Below are 19,798 nucleotides of genomic sequence, written 5' to 3'. Positions count from 1 at the left end.
TATGAAAAGAATTTTACTTCTAATAGCACTTATAACTACCGTTCCATTAGTTTCTCAAAATGCAAATCGAATTTTGGAAATGGCAAAACTGAAGGATAAAAACAGTCTTTCGGTTCAAGTAAATGACGGTACCTATACCTTCGTGTTTTACGATACAAATATTGTTGAAAACACATTTGTTCCGCAGTCTCAAAATATAATAGTAGCATCCCATGCGGTTATTTTACCACCTAAAAACATAGTGGTAAACTATAAGGAAACAAAGAACCAAATCGTATTTGGAACTTCGGCCTTACAGGTCAATATTCAAAAAACACCATTCAAAATTTCCTATGTTCACAACGGCAAAGAGGTAGTCTCTGAAAAAAGAGGTTATATGATAAAAAACGGTACAGAAATTCTTGAATTTAATTTAGAGGAAAAAGAAGTTTTGTATGGTGGTGGAGCAAGGGCGCTAGGAATGAATCGAAGGGGCAATAGATTAAAATTGTATAATAAAGCACACTATGGGTATGAAACCCATTCCGAATTAATGAACTACACGATGCCAATTGTAATTTCTTCAAAGAAATACCTTTTACATTTTGATAATGCACCCATTGGATTTTTAGATCTAGACAGCAAACAAAATAACACGCTGCGATACGAAACGATTTCCGGAAGAAAAACTTACCAAGTAATAGTGCGAGATAATTGGCTTGATCTACTGGATAGTTACACAGATTTAACGGGAAAACAGCCAATGATTCCTCGATGGGCTTTAGGTAATTTCGCTAGTAGATTTGGATACCATTCCCAAAAAGAAGTAATGCAAGTTGTGGCAGCGTATGAAAAAAATAATATTCCATTAGATGCTATTATTCTGGATTTATATTGGTTTGGCAAAGACATTAAAGGAACTATGGGGAATTTTGAAATCTTTAAAGATTCTTTTCCAGACTTTCAAGGAATGGTGGCTACATTAAGCGAAAAAGGTGTAAAAACAATACCGATTACAGAACCCTTTATTTTGAGTACTTCAAAAAAATGGAAGGAAGCGGTCTCTGGGAATATTCTGGCAAAAGATTCTGTAGGAAATACTGCTCGTTATGATTTTTATTTTGGGAATACTGGGCTCATAGATATTTATTCGGAACAAGGGAAGGAATGGTTTTGGTCTCGTTATCAAAAATTAATTAACATGGGAGTCGGAGGTGTATGGGGAGATTTAGGAGAGCCCGAAGTACATCCATCTTGGGTGCGACACGGAAATAGGAGTGCGGATGAAGTTCACAATATTTATGGTCATGACTGGGCGCGTTTAGTATATGAGGGCTATACAAAACATTACCCTAAGATTCGACCGTTTATTTTAATGCGTGCTGGATATTCTGGTTCGCAACATTTTGGAATGATTCCCTGGTCTGGTGATGTAAATCGTACTTGGGGAGGTTTGCAAAGTCAACCGGAAATAGCATTGCAAATGGGAATGCAAGGTTTGGGCTATATGCACTCCGATTTAGGAGGTTTTGCAGGAGCAAATTTAGATGATGAATTGTACGTTCGTTGGCTACAATATGGAGTGTTTCAACCTATCTTTAGGCCGCACGGACAAGAAGAAGTACCGTCGGAACCAGTATTTAGATCGGAAAATGCAAAGCAGCGAGCAAAAGAAGCAATTCAATTGCGCTATAAATTATTGCCCTATAATTACCATTTGGTATTTGAAAATCATACGAAAGGAACTCCATTGATGCGTCCATTGTTTTTTTACTATTCAGATAACAATGCAACAACTATCGCTACAACCTATCTTTGGGGGAAGGATTTTTTAATCGCACCCTATTTGAAGGAAAAATCTTCAGACAATAAAATGTATATACCCGAAAAAACGGTTTGGTTTGATTTTTACACGGATAAAAAGATTATTGGTAAAGGTTGGGAAAACGGATTGCACCATACCAAAAATACTATTCCAACATTAGTTAGGTCGGGTGCTTTTATACCTTTAAGTGATGTGGTGGAAAAGGAACACCAATACAATCCAAATGATCTCCGTATTCATTACTATCACGATACCTCGGTTCTTAAAAGTAAGAGAGAAATTTATAATGATGATGGAAAAACAGCGAATGCATTTAACGCGAATGCATACGAAATTGTGCAGTTAAAAAGTGTATTTGATAATAGCGATTTATCCTTTTCGCTTTCGGCCGTAATCGGAGAATCGTATACTGCCCAGCAAAAGAATTATGAATTTATAATTCACAATATTGAGAAAAAACCAAACAAAGTAACACACGATGGGAAAGAAATACCGTCAATGCATGACGCTGGTAGCAAAATATTAACAATTCCAGTACGATGGGTTACAAATAAAAGTACCACAATTAAAATACAATGTACACTATGAAAAAAATAGGACTAAGCATAGTATTCCTAGTGCTTGTAAGTTGCACTACAAAGTCTAGTAATACCTCTAAATTACAAGAAAATAAGCAAGAGGTTCCTTTTACTTGGAATGCTGCCAATGTTTATTTTTTACTTACGGATAGGTTTTCTAATGGAGACCCCAAAAATGATATGGCATTTTCTAGAGTGGAAAAAACCGGAAAGTTAAGAGGATTTGAAGGGGGTGATTTAAGAGGAGTAATAGATAAAATAGAAAATGGTTATTTCACAAAACTTGGCGTTAACGTATTATGGATGACACCAATTGTTGAACAAATACATGGTGCAGTAGATGAAGGTACCGGTGTAACTTATGGATACCATGGATACTGGACAAAGGATTGGACGAAAATCGATCCTAATTTTGGAACCAAAGAGATACTGCACGAGTTAGTTAAAGTGGCGCATGCGAATGGCATAAAAGTAATGTTAGATGCGGTACTTAATCATACAGGCCCGGTAACAGAGCAAGATCCTTTATGGCCTGAGGAGTGGGTTCGTACGATACCACAATGTACCTATGATACCTATAGCAATACTGTGACGTGTACTTTGGTAAAAAATCTTCCCGATGTTAAAACAGAAAGTAATCAAGAGGTACAATTACCAGAACATTTGGTAGAAAAGTGGAAGACCGAAGGTAGATATCAAGAAGAGGTTCAAGAATTGGATGCTTTCTTTAAAGAAACAGGGTATCCAAGAGCACCACGTTTTTACATTATGAAGTGGCTTGCCGATTATATCGAAGAATTTGGTATTGATGGATATCGCGTGGATACGGTGAAGCATGTAGAGGAAACTGTTTGGCAAGAGTTCTATACTATTTGTCAAAAGGCCTTTGCTACTTACAAAAAAATCATCCTCAAGAATTATATGAAAAAGATTTTTACTTAATGGGAGAAGTCTATGGATATGGCATAAGTAGCGGTCCATTTTACAATTTTTCAGATAAAAAAGTAAATTATTTCGATAAAGCATTTCAAAGTTTAATAAATTTTGAATTTAAATGGAACGCGAAACAACTACCTAATTATGAAACCTTATTTGCCAGCTATGCTAGTACTTTACAAACAAAGTTAAAGGGAAATAGTGTATTGAATTATCTTAGTTCTCATGATGATGGTCAACCTTTTGATCCTGAGCGAAAGCGAGGATTCGAGGCAGCTACAAAATTGTTTTTAACCCCAGGAATATCTCAAATATATTACGGTGACGAACTAGCCAGACCTTTGGTAGTAAATCAGGCAAAGGGTGATGCAAATTTGCGTTCCAATATGCCTTGGAATACCATTTCCGATGGCAGTACGAAAACCTTACTTACCCATTGGCAAAAACTAGGTTCATTTAGAAAAAATCATCCTGCAATTGGTGCCGGACAACACGCTATAATATCGGAAGAACCCTATGTTTTTCGAAGAGTCTATGCAAAAGACGATTACAAAGATTCTGTGGTTATAGGATTAGACCTACCAAAAGGAAATAAAACCATTGATGTCTCTTCTGTATTTTCGGATGGAACTATTGTAAGAGATGCATATTCTGGAGAAGAAACAAAAGTAGTTAAAGGAGCAGTACACCTAGAAAATAAGCATAGTATTGTACTGCTAGAAAAAGGAGCAAATAATTAATACAATCATGAAAAAAACTATTTTTATATTTTACGTTTTATGCATAGCTATTGCATGTAAGAAAAACCCAGCTACAGCAACAAAGTTCGATCAAAAAGAGGGGCTTATCTATACTGAGAAAGCTTTAGAAACAGCAGTTATATATGAAGTAAATATTCGACAATATTCTGAAGAAGGAACTTTTGATCAATTTACCAAAGACATTCCTCAGTTAAAAGAACTAGGAGTTAAAATCCTATGGGTAATGCCCATATTTCCAATATCTGAAATAAAAAGAAAAGCTACGGGAGATAAATTTGTAACAGATTTTCCCGAAGAGGAACGCGATACATATTTAGGGAGTTACTACGCGGTTAAAGATTTTAAAAAAATAAACCCTGAGTTTGGTAGTATAGAAGATTTTAGGAAACTGGTAGATACAGCACATGAAAATGGTATGTATGTAATCCTCGATTGGGTACCTAATCATACCGGATGGGACCATCATTGGATAACGGAAAACCCAGATTTTTATTCTAAAAATGCAAAAGGAGAAATTACAGATCCATTAAACGAAGACGGAACACCTGTTGGATGGCAAGATGTAGCAGATTTAAATTATGACAACCAAGACCTACGAAAAACAATGATTGAGGATATGTTGCATTGGATTACAAAAGAAAATATTGATGGTTTTCGTTGCGATGTTGCCGGTTCTGTTCCGACTGACTTTTGGCAACAAGCTATTCCAGAATTACGAGCTAAGAAAGATATTTTTATGTTGGCAGAAGCCTGGGAACCTGAATTATTAAAAGAAGAGTTGTTTGATATGGCCTATGGCTGGGATAAGCACCATGTAATGAATGCCATTGCTAAAGGTGAGGAAAATGCTTTAGCTTGGGATAAGGCGTTTACGAAAGATTCTCTTCGCTATGAAAAAAATGATATTTTAATGAATTTTGTAACCAATCATGATGAAAACTCATGGAATGGAACAATTGCAGAACGGTTAGGAGAATCATGGGAAGTTTTTACAGCGCTTAGTTATGTAGCTCCGGGGATGCCATTGATATATTCGGGGCAAGAGTATGATTTAAACCATCGATTGAAGTTTTTTGAAAAAGATGTAATTCCCCATCAAAAAGGCAAAACATGGGAATTATTAAAAAAGTTAGCAAAATTAAAAATAGAAAATACAGCACTAAACGGTGGTAAAGAAGCAGCAGATTATGAAAGGCTGAATTCTAAAGAAAATGTTTTAATCTTCCAAAGAAAAAAAGATACTGATGAAGTAATTTTTATGGCGAATTTATCGGTAAATCCGATAGAACAGCAACTGAATCTAAACAACTCCTTCACCGACTATTTATCCGGTGAAAGTATAACAACTACAGAAAATGTATTTTCTTTAGGACCTTGGGAATATAGAATTTTAGTGAAGTGAGAAAAAAAGGACTCTGTGAAGAGTCCTTTCCTTTTTTAAAATAATTTTTTTGCTTCCTGCTTCAAAAAGTGAATTGTTAAATTGCTAGGATTATCTCCGTTGTTAAAATCTATTAAAATATTTTCTCGGAGATCACTTGCCGATTTCGATTGCTCTTCTAATTTTTTAATTTTTGTTACAATGGCGAGTTTTGCCTTTAAAATTGCTTCCCAAGAGGCTTCAGAAACATATAATTGTTGTACAAAATTGTGTTCAAACTCTTGTTCAATATTCGCGATTAAAAGTTGTAAATAGTTCTCTGAATTCGTTCCTATTGGTTTTACTCGCAATAATAATTTTGTTGGATTAATTCTTTCACAAAATAACAACATCCTTTCATAGGCTTGTAATTTCATGGGGAGACTATCTCGCTTTTTTTCGACCAAAGCTTTAAATTTTCTTTCGTTATTATCTTGCCGTATGAATGCGCTTAAGATATAGTATGCAACGATACCTGTTACAATTGCTGGCAATACATAGGAAATACTATCCATTAATTTATCTTCCATTGTAAATTGATCAGTTTAGAATTGCTAATATAAGTTATATTCAAAAAACACATAATAACTTCATAATTTAATTATGTGAATAAAAAAATGAGTATAGATTTTAAAATCCCTAAAAGAAGTATTAATTTTCACACTTATAATTCACACAATATTTATTGCATTGAGCACTTATTTAGAGCAACTTAACGAACCACAGCGAAATGCTGTTTTACAAAAAGACGGTCCAATGATTATCATTGCAGGTGCCGGATCAGGAAAAACTCGCGTTTTAACGTACAGAATTGCTCATTTAATGCAGCAGGGAGTAGATCCTTTTAATATTTTATCGCTCACCTTTACCAACAAGGCTGCACGAGAAATGAAAGAGCGAATTGCTGGAGTAGTTGGGTATAGTGAAGCAAAAAATTTATGGATGGGTACCTTTCATTCTGTTTTTGCAAGAATTTTACGATCGGAGGCAGATAAACTTGGGTTTCCCTCTAATTTCACTATCTACGACACCCAAGATGCCGTAAGACTTCTTACCTCGATCATCAAGGAAATGAACTTGGATAAAGACCGATACAAAGCAAAACAAATTTTAAGTAGAATTTCGTCTTTTAAAAATAGTCTAATAACAGTTCGTGCTTATTTTAACAATTCGGACCTACAAGAAGCAGATCTCCATGCCAGTAGGCCTAGAGTTGGTGATATTTACAAAGAATATGTAGAACGATGCTTTAAAGCAGGAGCCATGGATTTTGACGATTTGCTGTTACGCACTAACGAACTCTTGTCAAGATTTCCCGAAGTTTTAGCTAAATATCAAAATCGCTTCCGGTACATTATGGTAGACGAGTACCAAGATACCAACCACTCTCAGTATTTAATAGTTAGAGCTTTAGCAGATCGATTCCAGAATATCTGTGTAGTTGGAGACGATTCGCAAAGTATTTATAGTTTTAGAGGGGCAAATATCAATAACATATTGAACTTTCAGAAAGATTATCCGGATGTTAAAACGTTCAAGCTAGAGCAAAATTATCGTTCTACAAGCAATATTGTTAAAGCAGCAAATAGTGTTATTGATAAAAACAAAACTAAATTAGACAAAGAGGTTTGGACAGCGAATGACGCTGGAGAGAGCATTAAAATCATGCGTTCTATTTCCGATGGTGAGGAGGGACGATTTGTAGCCCAATCCATTTGGGAAAATCAGATGAATCATCAAATGTCTAACAGTGATTTCGCCATTCTATATAGAACTAACGCACAATCTCGAGCCATAGAGGATGCGTTGCGAAAAAAGGATATCAAATACAAAATTTATGGTGGTATTTCCTTTTACCAACGAAAGGAAATAAAAGACTTGTTATCGTATTTGCGACTTTTGGTTAATCCTAATGACGAGGAGGCTCTAAAAAGAATTATCAATTATCCAGCAAGAGGTATTGGAGCTACTACCATAGACAAACTAACTGTAGCAGCGAACCACTACAAAAAATCTATTTATGAGATTTTGCAAAATTTAGATCGTATAGACCTAAAAATAAACTCGGGAACAAAAAATAAACTGCAGAATTTTCTTTTAATGATGCAGCGTTTTAAAGTGGAGGCACAAACCTTGAATGCATTCGAAATCGCTGATTTGGTGGTGAAAAAAACCCAATTAGTTCGCGATCTTCAAAAAGATGGAACCCCGGAAGGTGTTAATAAAGTAGAAAATGTACAAGAGTTATTAAACGGTATAAAAGATTTTATTTCCGATAAAATCGAAACAGGGGAAGACGCTTCTTTAACAGCATTCTTAGAGGATGTTGCCCTAGCTACAGACTTTGATAGTGAAAAAGATAATACCCCAAGAGTTTCCTTAATGACCATACATTTATCTAAGGGTTTAGAGTATCCATTTGTTTATATTGTGGGCCTTGAAGAAAGTTTATTTCCCTCGGCGATGAGTATGAATACAAGAAGTGAGTTGGAAGAAGAAAGACGCTTGTTTTACGTTGCACTTACTCGAGCTGAAAAAGTAGCCTACCTTACCTATGCGCAAACAAGATATCGATGGGGTAAATTAACCGACGGTGAACCAAGTCGTTTTTTAGACGAAATAGACGAAGAATTTGTAGAGTTTTTAGTTCCTAAGGCACCAGAACCACAAAGAAATAAATTTGTAGATGCCGACCTTTTTGAAGACATTCCAAAATCGTTTCGTTTTCAGAAACCAATTCAAAAAAAACGAAAAGAGTTTCTGCAAAAGAAGGAAAAAGCAGCATTAATTCCACCAAAGAGTAAAATGAGGAAAGTTTCAGAAACGTCCGCTAAAGTTAATCTATTTGATGGAGATATTGCAGTTGGTAATATCGTAGAACACAATCGTTTCGGCACAGGAGAGGTGTTAAACTTAGAAGGAAAAGGCCCCAATAAAAAGGCAGAAATAAAATTTGGTACGGTAGGTAAAAAGAAATTATTGCTACAATTTGCCAAATTAAAAGTTATCGGATAAAACTTTTTGAAAAACACATGGGCCTTAGGCTTGTTTTTTATTTATTTTTAGCAGAATAGAAACTAATAAAGTAAATATTAATATTATTTACTTACTTTGCGTTTAAATTATAAACCACATGTTTGATTTAGAATATAATTCAGCAAGATCTACTTTGATTATACCCGAATATGGAAGGCATATTCAAAAATTGGTAAATCACTGTATAGCCCTTGAAGAAAAAGAAGAGAGAAATAAAATGGCGAAGGCAATTATTCAAGTAATGGGAAACTTGCAACCGCATTTACGAGATGTACCTGATTTTAAACATAAATTATGGGATCAATTGCACATCATGGCCGATTTTAATCTGGATGTAGATTCGCCATATGAAACCCCTTCTAAGGAGGAATTAACAGAGAAACCAGCCAAGTTAGACTATCCAAAATCAGCATCTAAATATCGTTTTTATGGTACCAATATTCAAACCATGATCGATGTTGCGCTAACCTGGGAAGATGGTGATAAAAAAGAAGCGCTTGTTTTTACTGTGGCAAATCACATGAAAAAATGCTATTTGAACTGGAATAAAGATACGGTAGACGATGCCGTTATTTTTGAGCATTTGTATGAACTCTCTGATGGAAAGATCGATCTAAGAGGTGTGGAAGAAAGTTTGGTAGAAAGTAAAAGTTTACTGCGCAAAAGAAATACACAAGGGCAAAAAGGAAAGACAAATAATAACAAAGGACATAAAAGCAGAAAAAGATAAATGGCATCATTTAAAATTGAAGGAGGTCACCAATTACAAGGTAGTATAACCCCCCAAGGAGCAAAAAATGAAGCATTACAAGTAATTTGTGCTGTTTTATTAACAGCAGAAAAGGTAATAATCAATAACGTTCCAAACATACTTGATGTAAATAAACTCATATTCATACTAGGAGAGTTAGGGGTTACGATAGAGCGATTAGGTGAAAACTCCTACAGTTTTCAGGCGGATAAAATTAATCTTGAATATTTAGAAAGTTCTGATTTTAAAAGAGATGGTAGTTCGTTACGTGGTTCTATAATGATTGTTGGTCCTTTATTAGCAAGGTTTGGAAAGGGATACATTCCAAGGCCTGGTGGTGACAAGATCGGTAGAAGACGCTTGGATACCCATTTTGAAGGTTTTATAAATCTAGGTGCAACGTTTCGATACAATAAAGAAGAATATTTCTATGGCGTAGAAACGAGTAAAAAATTGCAAGGAACAACAATGTTACTCGATGAAGCCTCAGTAACCGGAACTGCAAATATTATTATGGCAGCTGTTCTTGCGGAAGGAACGACCACTATTTATAACGCGGCATGTGAACCTTACATACAACAACTATCTAAAATGTTGAATAGTATGGGGGCAAAAATAACTGGAGTTGGTTCCAATTTATTAACCATTGAAGGCGTCACTTCTCTTGGTGGTTGCACGCACCGTATACTTCCAGACATGATTGAAATTGGTAGTTGGATTGGGATGGCAGTAATGACGAAATCGGAATTAACCATTAAAAATGTAAGCTGGGAAAATTTAGGGCAAATTCCGGATGTTTTCAGAAAGCTAGGAATTCAATTAGAGAAAAAGCAAGACGATATATACATTCCTGCGCAAAATGGTTATGAAATACAGAATTACATAGATGGTTCCGTTTTGACAGTTGCTGACGCTCCTTGGCCAGGGTTTACCCCAGATTTATTGAGTATTGTTTTGGTTGTTGCAACTCAGGCTAAAGGAACTGTTCTTATCCATCAAAAAATGTTTGAAAGTCGCTTGTTTTTTGTAGATAAACTGATAGATATGGGTGCAAAAGTTATCTTGTGTGATCCACATAGAGCCACTGTAATAGGGCATGATTTTAAGAGTCAGTTAAAAGCAACCAAAATGACTTCTCCAGATATACGAGCTGGAATTTCACTATTAATTGCTGCACTTTCTGCTAAAGGAACAAGTATTATTCACAATATAGAACAGATAGACAGAGGCTATGAAAATATTGAACATAGGCTACGTGCAATCGGAGCCAAAATAGAACGTATAGAGGAATAAACTTACCATAACATACATATTTAATCGTGTCAAATTGACACGATTTTTTATTGGCAGCATTGTTGCTAAGTAAATAGTAGAAATAATAGACACGATTTACAATGAGTAAAGATCAATATACAAAAGAAGACGAATTAAAAGACGCTATTGACAATACAGAAATAGAGGCAACCGATAACGATTCTGTTGAAAACACTACAGGTGAGGCAGAAAAAGAGCCTTCAGTGGAGGAATTATTACAAGTAGAAAAGGATAAGTTTTTACGATTATTTGCTGAATTTGAAAATTATAAAAAGCGTACCACTAGAGAACGAATAGAGCTTTTCAAAACAGCAGGACAGGAATTAATGACAGCTTTACTGCCAATTATGGACGATTTTGATCGTGGGTTGTCAGAGATAAAAAAAGTAGAAGATCCAGAATTACTAAAAGGGATGGAATTAATAAGTAATAAATTGAAAAACACCCTTACGCAAAAAGGATTAACTGCCATAGAAGTAAAGCCTGGTGATGATTTTGACTCTGAAATTCACGATGCGATTACACAAATTCCAGCACCATCAGAAAATCTTAAGGGAAAAATTATAGACTGCGTAGAAAAGGGGTATAAATTAGGAGATAAAATAATACGTCATCCGAAAGTAGTAATAGGACAAGTATAGAGTATTTAAAACAAAATTAGCAATGAGTTAACCATTTTAAAGGTTAATTTTTAAAGTAACAAATATGGCAAAACAAGATTATTACGAAGTTTTGGGTATTTCCAAATCGGCTACAAAAGCTGAAATAAAAAAGGCTTACCGAAAGATGGCCATTAAATACCATCCCGATAAAAACCCAGACGACGCTAAAGCGGAGGAAAAGTTTAAGCTAGCAGCAGAAGCCTATGAGGTTTTAAGTGATGAAAACAAAAAAGCCAGATACGATCAGTACGGACACGCTGCCTTTGAAGGTGGTCATGGAGGTTTCGGCGGTGGCGGAATGAACATGGATGACATCTTTAGCCAATTCGGTGATATTTTCGGTGGTGGCTTTGGTGGTGGCTTTGGTGGTTTTGGTGGAGGTAGTCAGCGACAAGCCAGAGTAAAAGGAAGTAACCTAAGAATTCGAGTTAAGCTCAGTTTGGAGGATATTGCTAAAGGCGTAGAGAAAAAGGTCAAAGTAAGAAGAAAAGTTAAAGCAGAAGGAGTAACGTACAAAACTTGTCCTACCTGTAATGGATCCGGGCAGCAAATGCGAGTTACCAATACCATTTTAGGAAGAATGCAAACGGCAACTACCTGTGGAACTTGTCATGGCGCAGGCGAAATATTAGATAAAAAACCAAATGGAGCAGATGCACAAGGTTTACTTACTAGAGAAGAAACAGTTTCAATCAACATTCCTGAGGGTGTTACAGAAGGTGTACAACTTAAAGTAGGAGGAAAGGGTAACGAAGCCCCAGGTAAAAATTCTATTGCTGGAGATTTATTGGTGGTTATAGAAGAAATTAAGCACGATACTTTAAAGCGTGAGGGCAGTAATATACATTACGATTTGTATATTAATTTTTCAGAGGCAGTGTTGGGTGTTTCTAAAGAAATAGAAACGGTAACTGGTAAAGTAAAAATTAAAGTAGAGCCAGGTACGCAATCTGGCAAAATTTTACGCTTGAAAGGCAAGGGCTTACCAAGTATCGAAAGGTATGGAAACGGTGATTTTTTGATTCATATTAATGTTTGGACCCCTCAAGAACTCTCGAAAGAACAAAGAAGATTTTTTGAAGAAATGATAGAGGATGATAATTTTAGTCCAAATCCTCAAAAAACAGATAAATCGTTTTTCGAAAAAGTAAAAGATATGTTTTCATAAGAAAATTATAGCCCAAAATATTATAAAGTGTTTAAGTGGAATCTTAAGCACTTTTTTTTGAATAAAGTGATTTAATTTCCTATTTTTGCAAAGTCTCATATATTTATATGAGTCACTTTTTCTTTTTCATAGCAATTTTCCCACTCGTTTGAGTGGGTTTTTTTATAGGAAGGAGTACTATTATTGTATATAAAAAGGCAGCTCTATCTTATCGACTTGATAAACAAGTAGGAAAGTCCGGGCACCAAAGAGTAGTATAGCGGATAACATCCGTCCGATGTAAATCGAGGACAAGTGCAACAGAAAGTATGTACAGGTTATGCTGTAGTGAAACCAGGTAAACTCTATACGGTGCAATGCCACGTATATTAGAAATTGAGTGTTACTCGCACGATTCTAAGGGGTAGGCAGATTGATTTCGTTAGTAATTTCGAAACTAGATAAATGATAAGAGCCTTGTTGTAAGGATACAGAACCCGGCTTATTGAGCTGCTTTTAAATATACCTACTTAATTTAGAATAGTTATAAAGAAGGAATAGAGTGCTAAAATGTTGTTAAATTATCATATCCGTAATTTTTAGATTAAAAACCCCGTTACAATTACAAATATCTTTATTATTTGGAAATATTTTACAAATAATTTACTATTTATGTAATTATGTTATGTATTTTAAAATTCCTATCTAAAATTGTATTTTTGCAAAGCAAATTTGAATGCTATTCATCAGTGGGTAAAAGTGCTAATTCATTTTATCTTCAAAATCCTTTGGTTAACTGTTTCCATAGACATTTTTCAATTTTGTGTAATTGTTTTTTCAATTAATAACGTAACATAATTATAAATATACACAGTTGTAACGATAGTCGTTGGCTAGATTGAAACTGTTAAAAAAGTAAAGATTTTTGTTTATGAGCATTTATCAAGAATACCTTCAAGAGATTAAAGATCGTGAATTACAAGGACTTCATCCTAAACCAATTGATAGTGATGTGTTACTAAGCACAATCATCGCACAAATTAAAGAAGAAAACAACGAGTATCGCGAAGAGTCTCTAAATTTTTTCATATATAACGTTTTACCAGGAACTACAAGTGCTGCAAGGGTAAAAGCGGATTTTTTAAAAGAAATAATTCTAGGACAATGCGAGGTTAAAGAAATCAACGCTGATTTCGCTTTTGAGCAACTATCGCATATGAAAGGAGGTCCTTCAATAGCCGTTCTATTAGACATAGCATTAGGTGAAGACACTATAATAGCTGAAAAAGCAAAGGATGTTTTAAAAACACAAGTATTCCTTTACGAGGCAGATACAGAGCGACTTGAGACTGCGTATAAGGAAGGTAATCCAATAGCAAAAGAGCTTGTTGAAAGTTATGCAAAAGCTGAATTTTTCACCAAACTACCAGATGTTGCCGAAAAAATTGACATTGTAACTTTTATTGCTGGAGTAGGAGATATTTCAACAGATTTACTATCACCAGGTAGTGATGCACATTCAAGATCTGACCGTGAGTTACACGGACAATGTATTTTCGAACACAACAAGGAAATGCAAAATGATTTAAAAGCACTTCAGGCAAAACATCCTGATAAAAGAGTGATGTTGGTTGCGGAAAAAGGGACTATGGGAGTTGGCTCATCGCGAATGTCTGGCGTAAATAATGTTGCATTATGGACAGGAATCCAAGCGAGTAAATACGTTCCTTTTATTAATATAGCTCCTGTAATTGCAGGTACTAATGGAATTTCACCAATATTTTTAACTACTGTTGGCGTAACAGGTGGTATAGGTGTAGATCTCAAGAACTGGGTAACAAAAAAAGATACTGATGGAGAGCCAGTTTTAGATGCCGATGGAGAACCAGTTTTAGAACAAAAATATTCTGTAGAAACAGGAACTGTACTAACCATCAATACGAAAGAGAAGAAACTTTACCACGGAGACCAAGAACTTATTGATATTTCTGCTTCTTTAACACCTCAAAAAATGGAGTTTATTAAGGCAGGTGGTTCTTATGCTGTTGTTTTTGGAAAAAAACTACAAACATTTGCAGCGAAGCTTCTCAATATTGAAGTACCGCAAGTTTATGCCTCAGCAAAAGAGATTTCTGTGGAAGGACAAGGTTTAACTGCCGTTGAAAAAATATTCAATAAAAACGCAGTAGGAACAACTCCAGGAAAAACGCTTCACGCAGGCTCAGATGTTCGTGTAGAGGTTAATATTGTAGGATCGCAAGACACTACTGGATTAATGACTTCTCAAGAGTTAGAAATGATGGCTGCCACAGTTATTTCTCCAATTGTAGATGGAGCATACCAATCGGGGTGTCATACCGCCTCTGTTTGGGATAGTAAATCAAAAGCAAATATTCCTAGATTAATGAAGTTTATGAATGATTTTGGCTTAATTACTGCTCGTGATCCAAAAGGAGTATACCATCCCATGACCGATGTGATACATAAAGTATTAAACGATATAACGGTTGATGATTGGGCTATAATTATTGGTGGAGATTCGCATACAAGAATGTCTAAAGGAGTCGCGTTTGGTGCAGATTCAGGAACTGTTGCTCTGGCATTAGCAACTGGAGAAGCTACTATGCCAATTCCACAATCGGTTAAAGTTACATTTAAAGGAGAAATGCGAAGTTTTATGGATTTCCGTGATGTAGTTCATGCTACGCAACAGCAAATGTTAAAACAATTTGGAGGTGAAAATGTTTTTCAGGGAAGAGTAATAGAAGTACACATAGGTACGCTAACTTCAGATCAGGCATTTACATTTACCGATTGGACCGCAGAAATGAAAGCAAAAGCATCGATTTGTATATCGGAAGACGAAACACTTATCGAGTCTTTAGAAATTGCAAAAGATAGAATCCAAATCATGATTGATAAAGGCATGGATAATGACAAGCATGTACTACAAGGATTAATTGCTATTGCAACGAATAGAATTAGCGAGTTAAAAACGGGAGTGAAGCCTGCTTTGAGACCGGATGCTAACGCTAATTATTACGCAGATGTGGTTATTGATTTGGATGAAATAGCCGAACCGATGATTGCCGATCCGGATGTGAATAATGAAGATGTTTCTAAGCGTTATACGCATGACACGATAAGGCCATTATCTTATTATGGAGGAACTAAAAAAGTAGACTTAGGATTCGTAGGTTCGTGTATGGTGCACAAAGGAGATATGAAGATTCTTGCGCAAATGCTTAAAAACATAGAAGCGCAACAAGGTAAGGTAGAATTTAATGCGCCATTAGTAGTAGCACCACCTACTTACAATATTGTTGATGAGCTAAAGGCAGAGGGAGACTGGGAAGTATTACAAAAATATTCAGGTTTTGAATTTGATGATAATGCACCCAAAGGCTTAGCAAGAACAAAGTACGAAAACATGTTGTATTTAGAGCGTCCTGGATGTAATCTTTGTATGGGGAACCAAGAAAAAGCAGAACCTGGCGATACTGTAATAGCAACATCAACACGTTTATTCCAAGGTAGAGTTGTAAAAGATTCTAAAGAAAAGAAGGGAGAATCGTTGTTGTCTTCAACTCCTGTCGTTGTTTTGTCTACTATACTAGGTAGAACTCCAACTATGGAAGAATATGAAGCTGCGGTAGATGGTATTGTTTTAACCAAATTCAAACCTTCACAAAAGAAACTAGTACTGCAATAAGATACCAAATAGTACTATATAAAAGTCGAGGAATTATCCTCGACTTTTTTTAAAATAATTTTTAAAAAATAAATCTTACTTGAAAACCGCCCAAACTGATTTCAAAATTTTTAGTACATTGTAAAATGTAACAATAACAAAAAAGAAAAAAGACTATGGCTTTTGACATTGAATTAATCAAGGAGATTTATGCTAAATTTCCTGAGCGAATTAATACTGCAAAAAAGATATTAAATAAACCGCTTACTCTATCCGAAAAAATACTTTACGGTCATCTTTGGGACGCATCTATTTCGAAAGCTTATGAAAGAGGTAAGGATTATGTTGATTTTGCTCCCGACAGAATAGCTTGTCAAGATGCAACTGCACAAATGGCGTTATTGCAATTTATGCAAGCAGGAAAAAAGAAGGTAGCTGTTCCAACAACGGTGCACTGTGATCATTTAATTCAAGCTAAATTAGGAGCCGACAAAGATTTGCAATCTGCACTGAATACCAGTAATGAAGTATTTAAGTTTTTAGAGTCCGTTTCCAATAAATACGGAATTGGTTTTTGGAAACCAGGAGCAGGAATAATACACCAAGTAGTACTTGAAAACTACGCTTTTCCAGGCGGTATGATGATAGGAACAGATTCACATACGGTGAATGCTGGCGGATTAGGAATGTTAGCCATAGGAGTTGGTGGTGCAGATGCAGTAGATGTTATGGCAGGAATGCCCTGGGAATTAAAATTCCCTAAGTTGATTGGCGTAAAATTAACAGGAAAATTATCAGGTTGGACAGCACCAAAAGATGTCATTCTTAAAGTAGCTGAAATCTTAACTGCAAAAGGTGGTACAGGATATATCGTGGAGTACTTTGGAGAGGGTGCATTACACATGTCATGTACTGGAAAAGGAACAATTTGTAATATGGGAGCTGAAATTGGAGCGACTACTTCTACATTTGGCTATGATTCCGCTATGGAGCGTTACCTTCGTGCTACGGATAGAGCAGCGGTTGCTGATGCTGCAAATGCAATCAAGGAACACTTAACAGGAGATCCTGAAGTGTACCAAAACCCAGAGAAATATTTTGATCAAGTCATTGAAATTAATTTAGAGGAATTAAAACCTCTTTTAAATGGACCATTTACCCCAGATTTAGCTACCGAAGCTGGAACAGAAATGACGTCTAAAGCAACCGAAAATAATTGGCCATTAGACGTAGAGTGGGGACTAATTGGTTCCTGTACAAATTCTTCTTATGAAGATTTATCTAGAGCTGCCTCAATCGCTAAACAAGCTTTAGATAAAGGTTTACAAACTAAGGCGAATTTTGGAATAAACCCTGGCTCTGAACAAGTTAGATATACTGCGGAAAGAGATGGTATTTTAGAGGTTTTTGAAAAATTAGACGCAACGATTTTTACCAATGCTTGTGGTCCTTGTATTGGACAATGGGCACGATATAAAGATCCTAAAAATGCTCCTAAAAACAGTATCGTACATTCTTTCAACAGAAATTTTGCAAAAAGAGCAGATGGAAACCCAAATACACATGCGTTTGTTGCTTCACCAGAGCTAGTTGCCGCCATTGCAATTGCAGGGAGATTAGATTTTAATCCTATGACTGATACATTAACTAACGCTAAAGGAGAAGAAATTCGTTTTGAAGAGCCTACAGGCTGGGAGCTTCCGATAAACGGTTTTGAAGTTAAAGATGCCGGATACCTTGCACCAGTAAAAGATGGGAGTGCAATCTCCATTGAAGTTGATCCTAAATCAGAACGCTTACAATTATTAACACCATTTACGCCAATAGGAGATTCCATTGTAGGGGCTAAACTTTTAATAAAAGCTTTCGGAAAATGTACTACCGATCATATTTCTATGGCAGGACCTTGGTTGCGTTACAGGGGTCATTTAGACAATATCTCAAACAACTGTTTAATTGGTGCCGTTAATGCGTTTAACAAAAAAACTAACTTCGTAAAGAGTCAATTAACAGGCGAATACGATGCTGTTCCGGCAACACAACGTGCCTATAAAGCGAAAGGGATTAAAACCATCGTTATTGGAGATCACAACTATGGTGAAGGATCATCGCGGGAGCATGCAGCTATGGAACCTCGTCATCTTGGAGTAGCAGCAGTTATTGTAAAATCATTTGCAAGAATCCACGAGACAAACCTTAAAAAGCAAGGGATGCTTGGTTTAACATTTGCTACAGAAAGTGATTATGATAAAATATTAGAAGACGATACGTTTAATTTTTTAGATTTAGATCAATTTTCTCCCGGAAAACCACTTACAATTGAGATTGTTCATAAAGATGGTTCAAAGGATGTGATTCTTACCAATCACACATATAACAAAGGACAAATTGAATGGTATCAAGAAGGCTCTGCATTAAATCAAATTAAAAAGCAAAACGCACACTAAAATTTTAAAATCATATTTGTATAAACCCAAGAAAATTCTTGGGTTTATACATTTTCGATTACCTTGAAATTCTTAAATTTGTCGTTCATTTTTTACCTATGAAATACAGAAAATTAACTAAGGAGCAGTTCGAAAATTTACACGAGGAATTTGCAAAATTTCTCGCTACCCAAAGTATAGATGCCAAAGAATGGAAAATAATAAAAGCAGACAAGCCAGAGGTCGCAGAGGAGGAAATGGATATCTTTAGTGATATCGTTTGGGAGGATGTTCTTACGAAAGTTACTTTTCTTGAGCACTTTTCTACCAACATAATCAATTTGTTTCACTGTAAAAATGAAGTAATCGAACGCATCGTTGTTAAAGTGACCCAAAAAAATATAAATTTATTAGAAAAAGAAGGTTACGAATGGTTGTTTAAAAATGTAACGAGTGATGCTGTTGAAATTTTGAAAGGTTCTAAATCTTACGATAAGGAAAGAAATCAAGAGTTATTTGATTTGATTGAAAAAGGAGGTTATATAAGTAAAGGAGCATTATATGGATATTTTAAAACATTAATTACAGCTGCTGACTAGCTTATCTAGAAGTATTTTAGTGCCGACACTAGCCTTTTCAGAAATTACGGTTAGATTTTCACAGTAATTATTTGTTATGGCGGGATTTGGATCAATGAAAAACAGAGGAGTTTCTTTTGCCTTATAGTCTAATAAACTAGCCGCAGGGTATACTTGCATTGAGGTGCCTATTATTACTAATATATCGGCTTCTTTTGTTTTTCGTATAGCTTTATCTAATTCGGGAACATCCTCCCCAAACCATACAATATGTGGTCTTAATTGTGTGTTTTTTGTACAGTAATCTCCTAATTTTAAGTCTTTATCCCACGGATAAATTAGTTCAGGATACCCAGTACTTCTTACTTTTCGGAGCTCACCATGAAGGTGTAAAACATTTTTACTTCCAGCACGTTCATGCAAATCATCGACATTTTGCGTTATTATTTCTACTTGAAAATAATTTTCAAGTGCTACTAAGGTATAATGTGCAGGATTGGGTGTAACTGCTAATAATTGTTTTCTTCGTTTATTGTAAAAATCAAGCACTAGTGTAGGACTATGTCGAAAACCTTGAGGAGAGGCAACTTCGTAAATATCGTGTCCTTCCCAAAGTCCATCTGAGTCTCGAAAAGTATTAATTCCACTCTCAGCACTTATACCAGCTCCCGACAAAACAACTATTTTTTTCATA

14 protein-coding genes and 1 other RNA gene are annotated in these 19,798 nt (G+C 35.5%); 13 read left to right on the top strand and 2 right to left on the bottom strand.

Translation table 11 applies throughout. From position 1 onward, the window contains the following. Window position 1: 1 nt before the first annotated feature. Genes BSU00_RS03605 through BSU00_RS03595 form a run of 4 tightly spaced genes read left to right on the top strand, consistent with a single transcriptional unit; the run spans window position 2 to window position 5,481 of the window. Window positions 2–2,392 carry a TIM-barrel domain-containing protein gene (locus BSU00_RS03605; RefSeq protein ID WP_105003150.1) on the top strand — a complete coding sequence of 797 codons (2,391 nt, stop codon included), beginning with the start codon at window positions 2–4 and terminating at the stop codon, window positions 2,390–2,392. After that, window positions 2,389–3,324, top strand: coding sequence for an alpha-amylase family glycosyl hydrolase (locus BSU00_RS13885; protein WP_369820251.1), 936 nt, complete (start codon window positions 2,389–2,391; stop codon window positions 3,322–3,324). Before BSU00_RS03605 ends, BSU00_RS13885 begins: the two co-directional genes overlap by 4 nt. Beyond that, the gene (locus BSU00_RS13880) at window positions 3,324–4,058 is read left to right on the top strand and encodes a hypothetical protein (protein WP_369820250.1); all 735 of its coding nucleotides are present in this window, start codon (window positions 3,324–3,326) and stop codon (window positions 4,056–4,058) included. The genes BSU00_RS13885 and BSU00_RS13880 overlap by 1 nt, the downstream gene beginning before the upstream one ends. Before the next feature lie 7 nt (window positions 4,059–4,065). Beyond that, window positions 4,066–5,481, top strand: coding sequence for an alpha-amylase family glycosyl hydrolase (locus tag BSU00_RS03595; RefSeq protein WP_105003149.1), 1,416 nt, complete (start codon window positions 4,066–4,068; stop codon window positions 5,479–5,481). Window positions 5,482–5,516: 35 nt separating this feature from the next. Here BSU00_RS03595 and BSU00_RS03590 read toward each other — a convergent pair whose 3' ends face one another. Continuing rightward, complete coding sequence (locus BSU00_RS03590; RefSeq protein ID WP_105003148.1) at window positions 5,517–6,029, bottom strand: hypothetical protein; 513 nt, start codon at window positions 6,027–6,029, stop codon at window positions 5,517–5,519. Between the two features lie 160 nt (window positions 6,030–6,189). Between BSU00_RS03590 and BSU00_RS03585 the strand changes: the two genes are divergently transcribed. The 9 genes from BSU00_RS03585 (at window position 6,190) to BSU00_RS03545 (ending at window position 19,125) form a co-directional block, all read left to right on the top strand. Beyond that, on the top strand, window positions 6,190–8,514 hold the full coding sequence (locus BSU00_RS03585) for an ATP-dependent helicase (RefSeq protein WP_105003147.1): 2,325 nt from the start codon (window positions 6,190–6,192) through the stop codon (window positions 8,512–8,514). Window positions 8,515–8,632: 118 nt separating this feature from the next. Next, the gene (locus tag BSU00_RS03580) at window positions 8,633–9,265 is read left to right on the top strand and encodes a DUF4290 domain-containing protein (RefSeq protein WP_105003146.1); all 633 of its coding nucleotides are present in this window, start codon (window positions 8,633–8,635) and stop codon (window positions 9,263–9,265) included. Beyond that, window positions 9,266–10,579 (top strand): UDP-N-acetylglucosamine 1-carboxyvinyltransferase, encoded by a 1,314-nt coding sequence (gene murA, locus BSU00_RS03575; RefSeq protein ID WP_105003145.1) that lies wholly within the window; start codon window positions 9,266–9,268, stop codon window positions 10,577–10,579. It abuts the gene before it with no gap. Window positions 10,580–10,680: 101 nt separating this feature from the next. Beyond that, a complete protein-coding gene (locus BSU00_RS03570; protein WP_105003144.1) occupies window positions 10,681–11,241 on the top strand; it encodes a nucleotide exchange factor GrpE in 561 nt (186 codons plus the stop codon). A gap of 64 nt (window positions 11,242–11,305) precedes the next feature. Beyond that, window positions 11,306–12,430: a molecular chaperone DnaJ gene (gene dnaJ, locus BSU00_RS03565; protein WP_105003143.1), complete on the top strand. Its 1,125-nt coding sequence runs from the start codon at window positions 11,306–11,308 to the stop codon at window positions 12,428–12,430. Window positions 12,431–12,624: 194 nt separating this feature from the next. Further along, window positions 12,625–12,930, top strand: an RNA gene (gene rnpB, locus BSU00_RS03560) — RNase P RNA component class A. Window positions 12,931–13,340: 410 nt separating this feature from the next. Further along, on the top strand, window positions 13,341–16,121 hold the full coding sequence (locus BSU00_RS03555; RefSeq protein WP_105003142.1) for a bifunctional aconitate hydratase 2/2-methylisocitrate dehydratase: 2,781 nt from the start codon (window positions 13,341–13,343) through the stop codon (window positions 16,119–16,121). A gap of 155 nt (window positions 16,122–16,276) precedes the next feature. Then, complete coding sequence (locus BSU00_RS03550; protein WP_105003141.1) at window positions 16,277–18,547, top strand: aconitate hydratase; 2,271 nt, start codon at window positions 16,277–16,279, stop codon at window positions 18,545–18,547. Window positions 18,548–18,645: 98 nt separating this feature from the next. Next, window positions 18,646–19,125, top strand: a complete 480-nt coding sequence (locus BSU00_RS03545) for a DUF6495 family protein (protein ID WP_105003410.1) — start codon at window positions 18,646–18,648, stop codon at window positions 19,123–19,125. Here BSU00_RS03545 and BSU00_RS03540 read toward each other — a convergent pair. Beyond that, on the bottom strand, window positions 19,105–19,797 hold the full coding sequence (locus tag BSU00_RS03540; RefSeq protein ID WP_105003140.1) for an NAD-dependent deacylase: 693 nt from the start codon (window positions 19,795–19,797) through the stop codon (window positions 19,105–19,107). The genes BSU00_RS03545 and BSU00_RS03540 overlap by 21 nt on opposite strands. Window position 19,798: the final 1 nt, after the last annotated feature.

Origin of the sequence: Tenacibaculum sp. SG-28 (assembly GCF_002954385.1) — a bacterium.
GTDB lineage: Bacteria > Bacteroidota > Bacteroidia > Flavobacteriales > Flavobacteriaceae > Polaribacter.
This window is presented reverse-complemented; position numbering and strand designations above follow the sequence as displayed.

What these genes read in the sequence shown, in the direction of transcription:
- BSU00_RS03550 (WP_105003141.1), top strand. Translation starts at nt 16,277, where the DNA reads ATGGCTTTTGACATTGAATTAATCAAGGAGATTTATGCTAAATTTCCT.
- BSU00_RS13885 (WP_369820251.1), top strand. Translation starts at nt 2,389, where the DNA reads ATGAAAAAAATAGGACTAAGCATAGTATTCCTAGTGCTTGTAAGTTGC.
- murA (WP_105003145.1), top strand. Translation starts at nt 9,266, where the DNA reads ATGGCATCATTTAAAATTGAAGGAGGTCACCAATTACAAGGTAGTATA.
- BSU00_RS03555 (WP_105003142.1), top strand. Translation starts at nt 13,341, where the DNA reads ATGAGCATTTATCAAGAATACCTTCAAGAGATTAAAGATCGTGAATTA.
- BSU00_RS03540 (WP_105003140.1), bottom strand. Translation starts at nt 19,797, where the DNA reads ATGAAAAAAATAGTTGTTTTGTCGGGAGCTGGTATAAGTGCTGAGAGT.
- BSU00_RS03570 (WP_105003144.1), top strand. Translation starts at nt 10,681, where the DNA reads ATGAGTAAAGATCAATATACAAAAGAAGACGAATTAAAAGACGCTATT.
- BSU00_RS03605 (WP_105003150.1), top strand. Translation starts at nt 2, where the DNA reads ATGAAAAGAATTTTACTTCTAATAGCACTTATAACTACCGTTCCATTA.
- BSU00_RS13880 (WP_369820250.1), top strand. Translation starts at nt 3,324, where the DNA reads ATGGGAGAAGTCTATGGATATGGCATAAGTAGCGGTCCATTTTACAAT.
- BSU00_RS03545 (WP_105003410.1), top strand. Translation starts at nt 18,646, where the DNA reads ATGAAATACAGAAAATTAACTAAGGAGCAGTTCGAAAATTTACACGAG.
- BSU00_RS03590 (WP_105003148.1), bottom strand. Translation starts at nt 6,029, where the DNA reads ATGGAAGATAAATTAATGGATAGTATTTCCTATGTATTGCCAGCAATT.
- BSU00_RS03580 (WP_105003146.1), top strand. Translation starts at nt 8,633, where the DNA reads ATGTTTGATTTAGAATATAATTCAGCAAGATCTACTTTGATTATACCC.
- dnaJ (WP_105003143.1), top strand. Translation starts at nt 11,306, where the DNA reads ATGGCAAAACAAGATTATTACGAAGTTTTGGGTATTTCCAAATCGGCT.
- BSU00_RS03595 (WP_105003149.1), top strand. Translation starts at nt 4,066, where the DNA reads ATGAAAAAAACTATTTTTATATTTTACGTTTTATGCATAGCTATTGCA.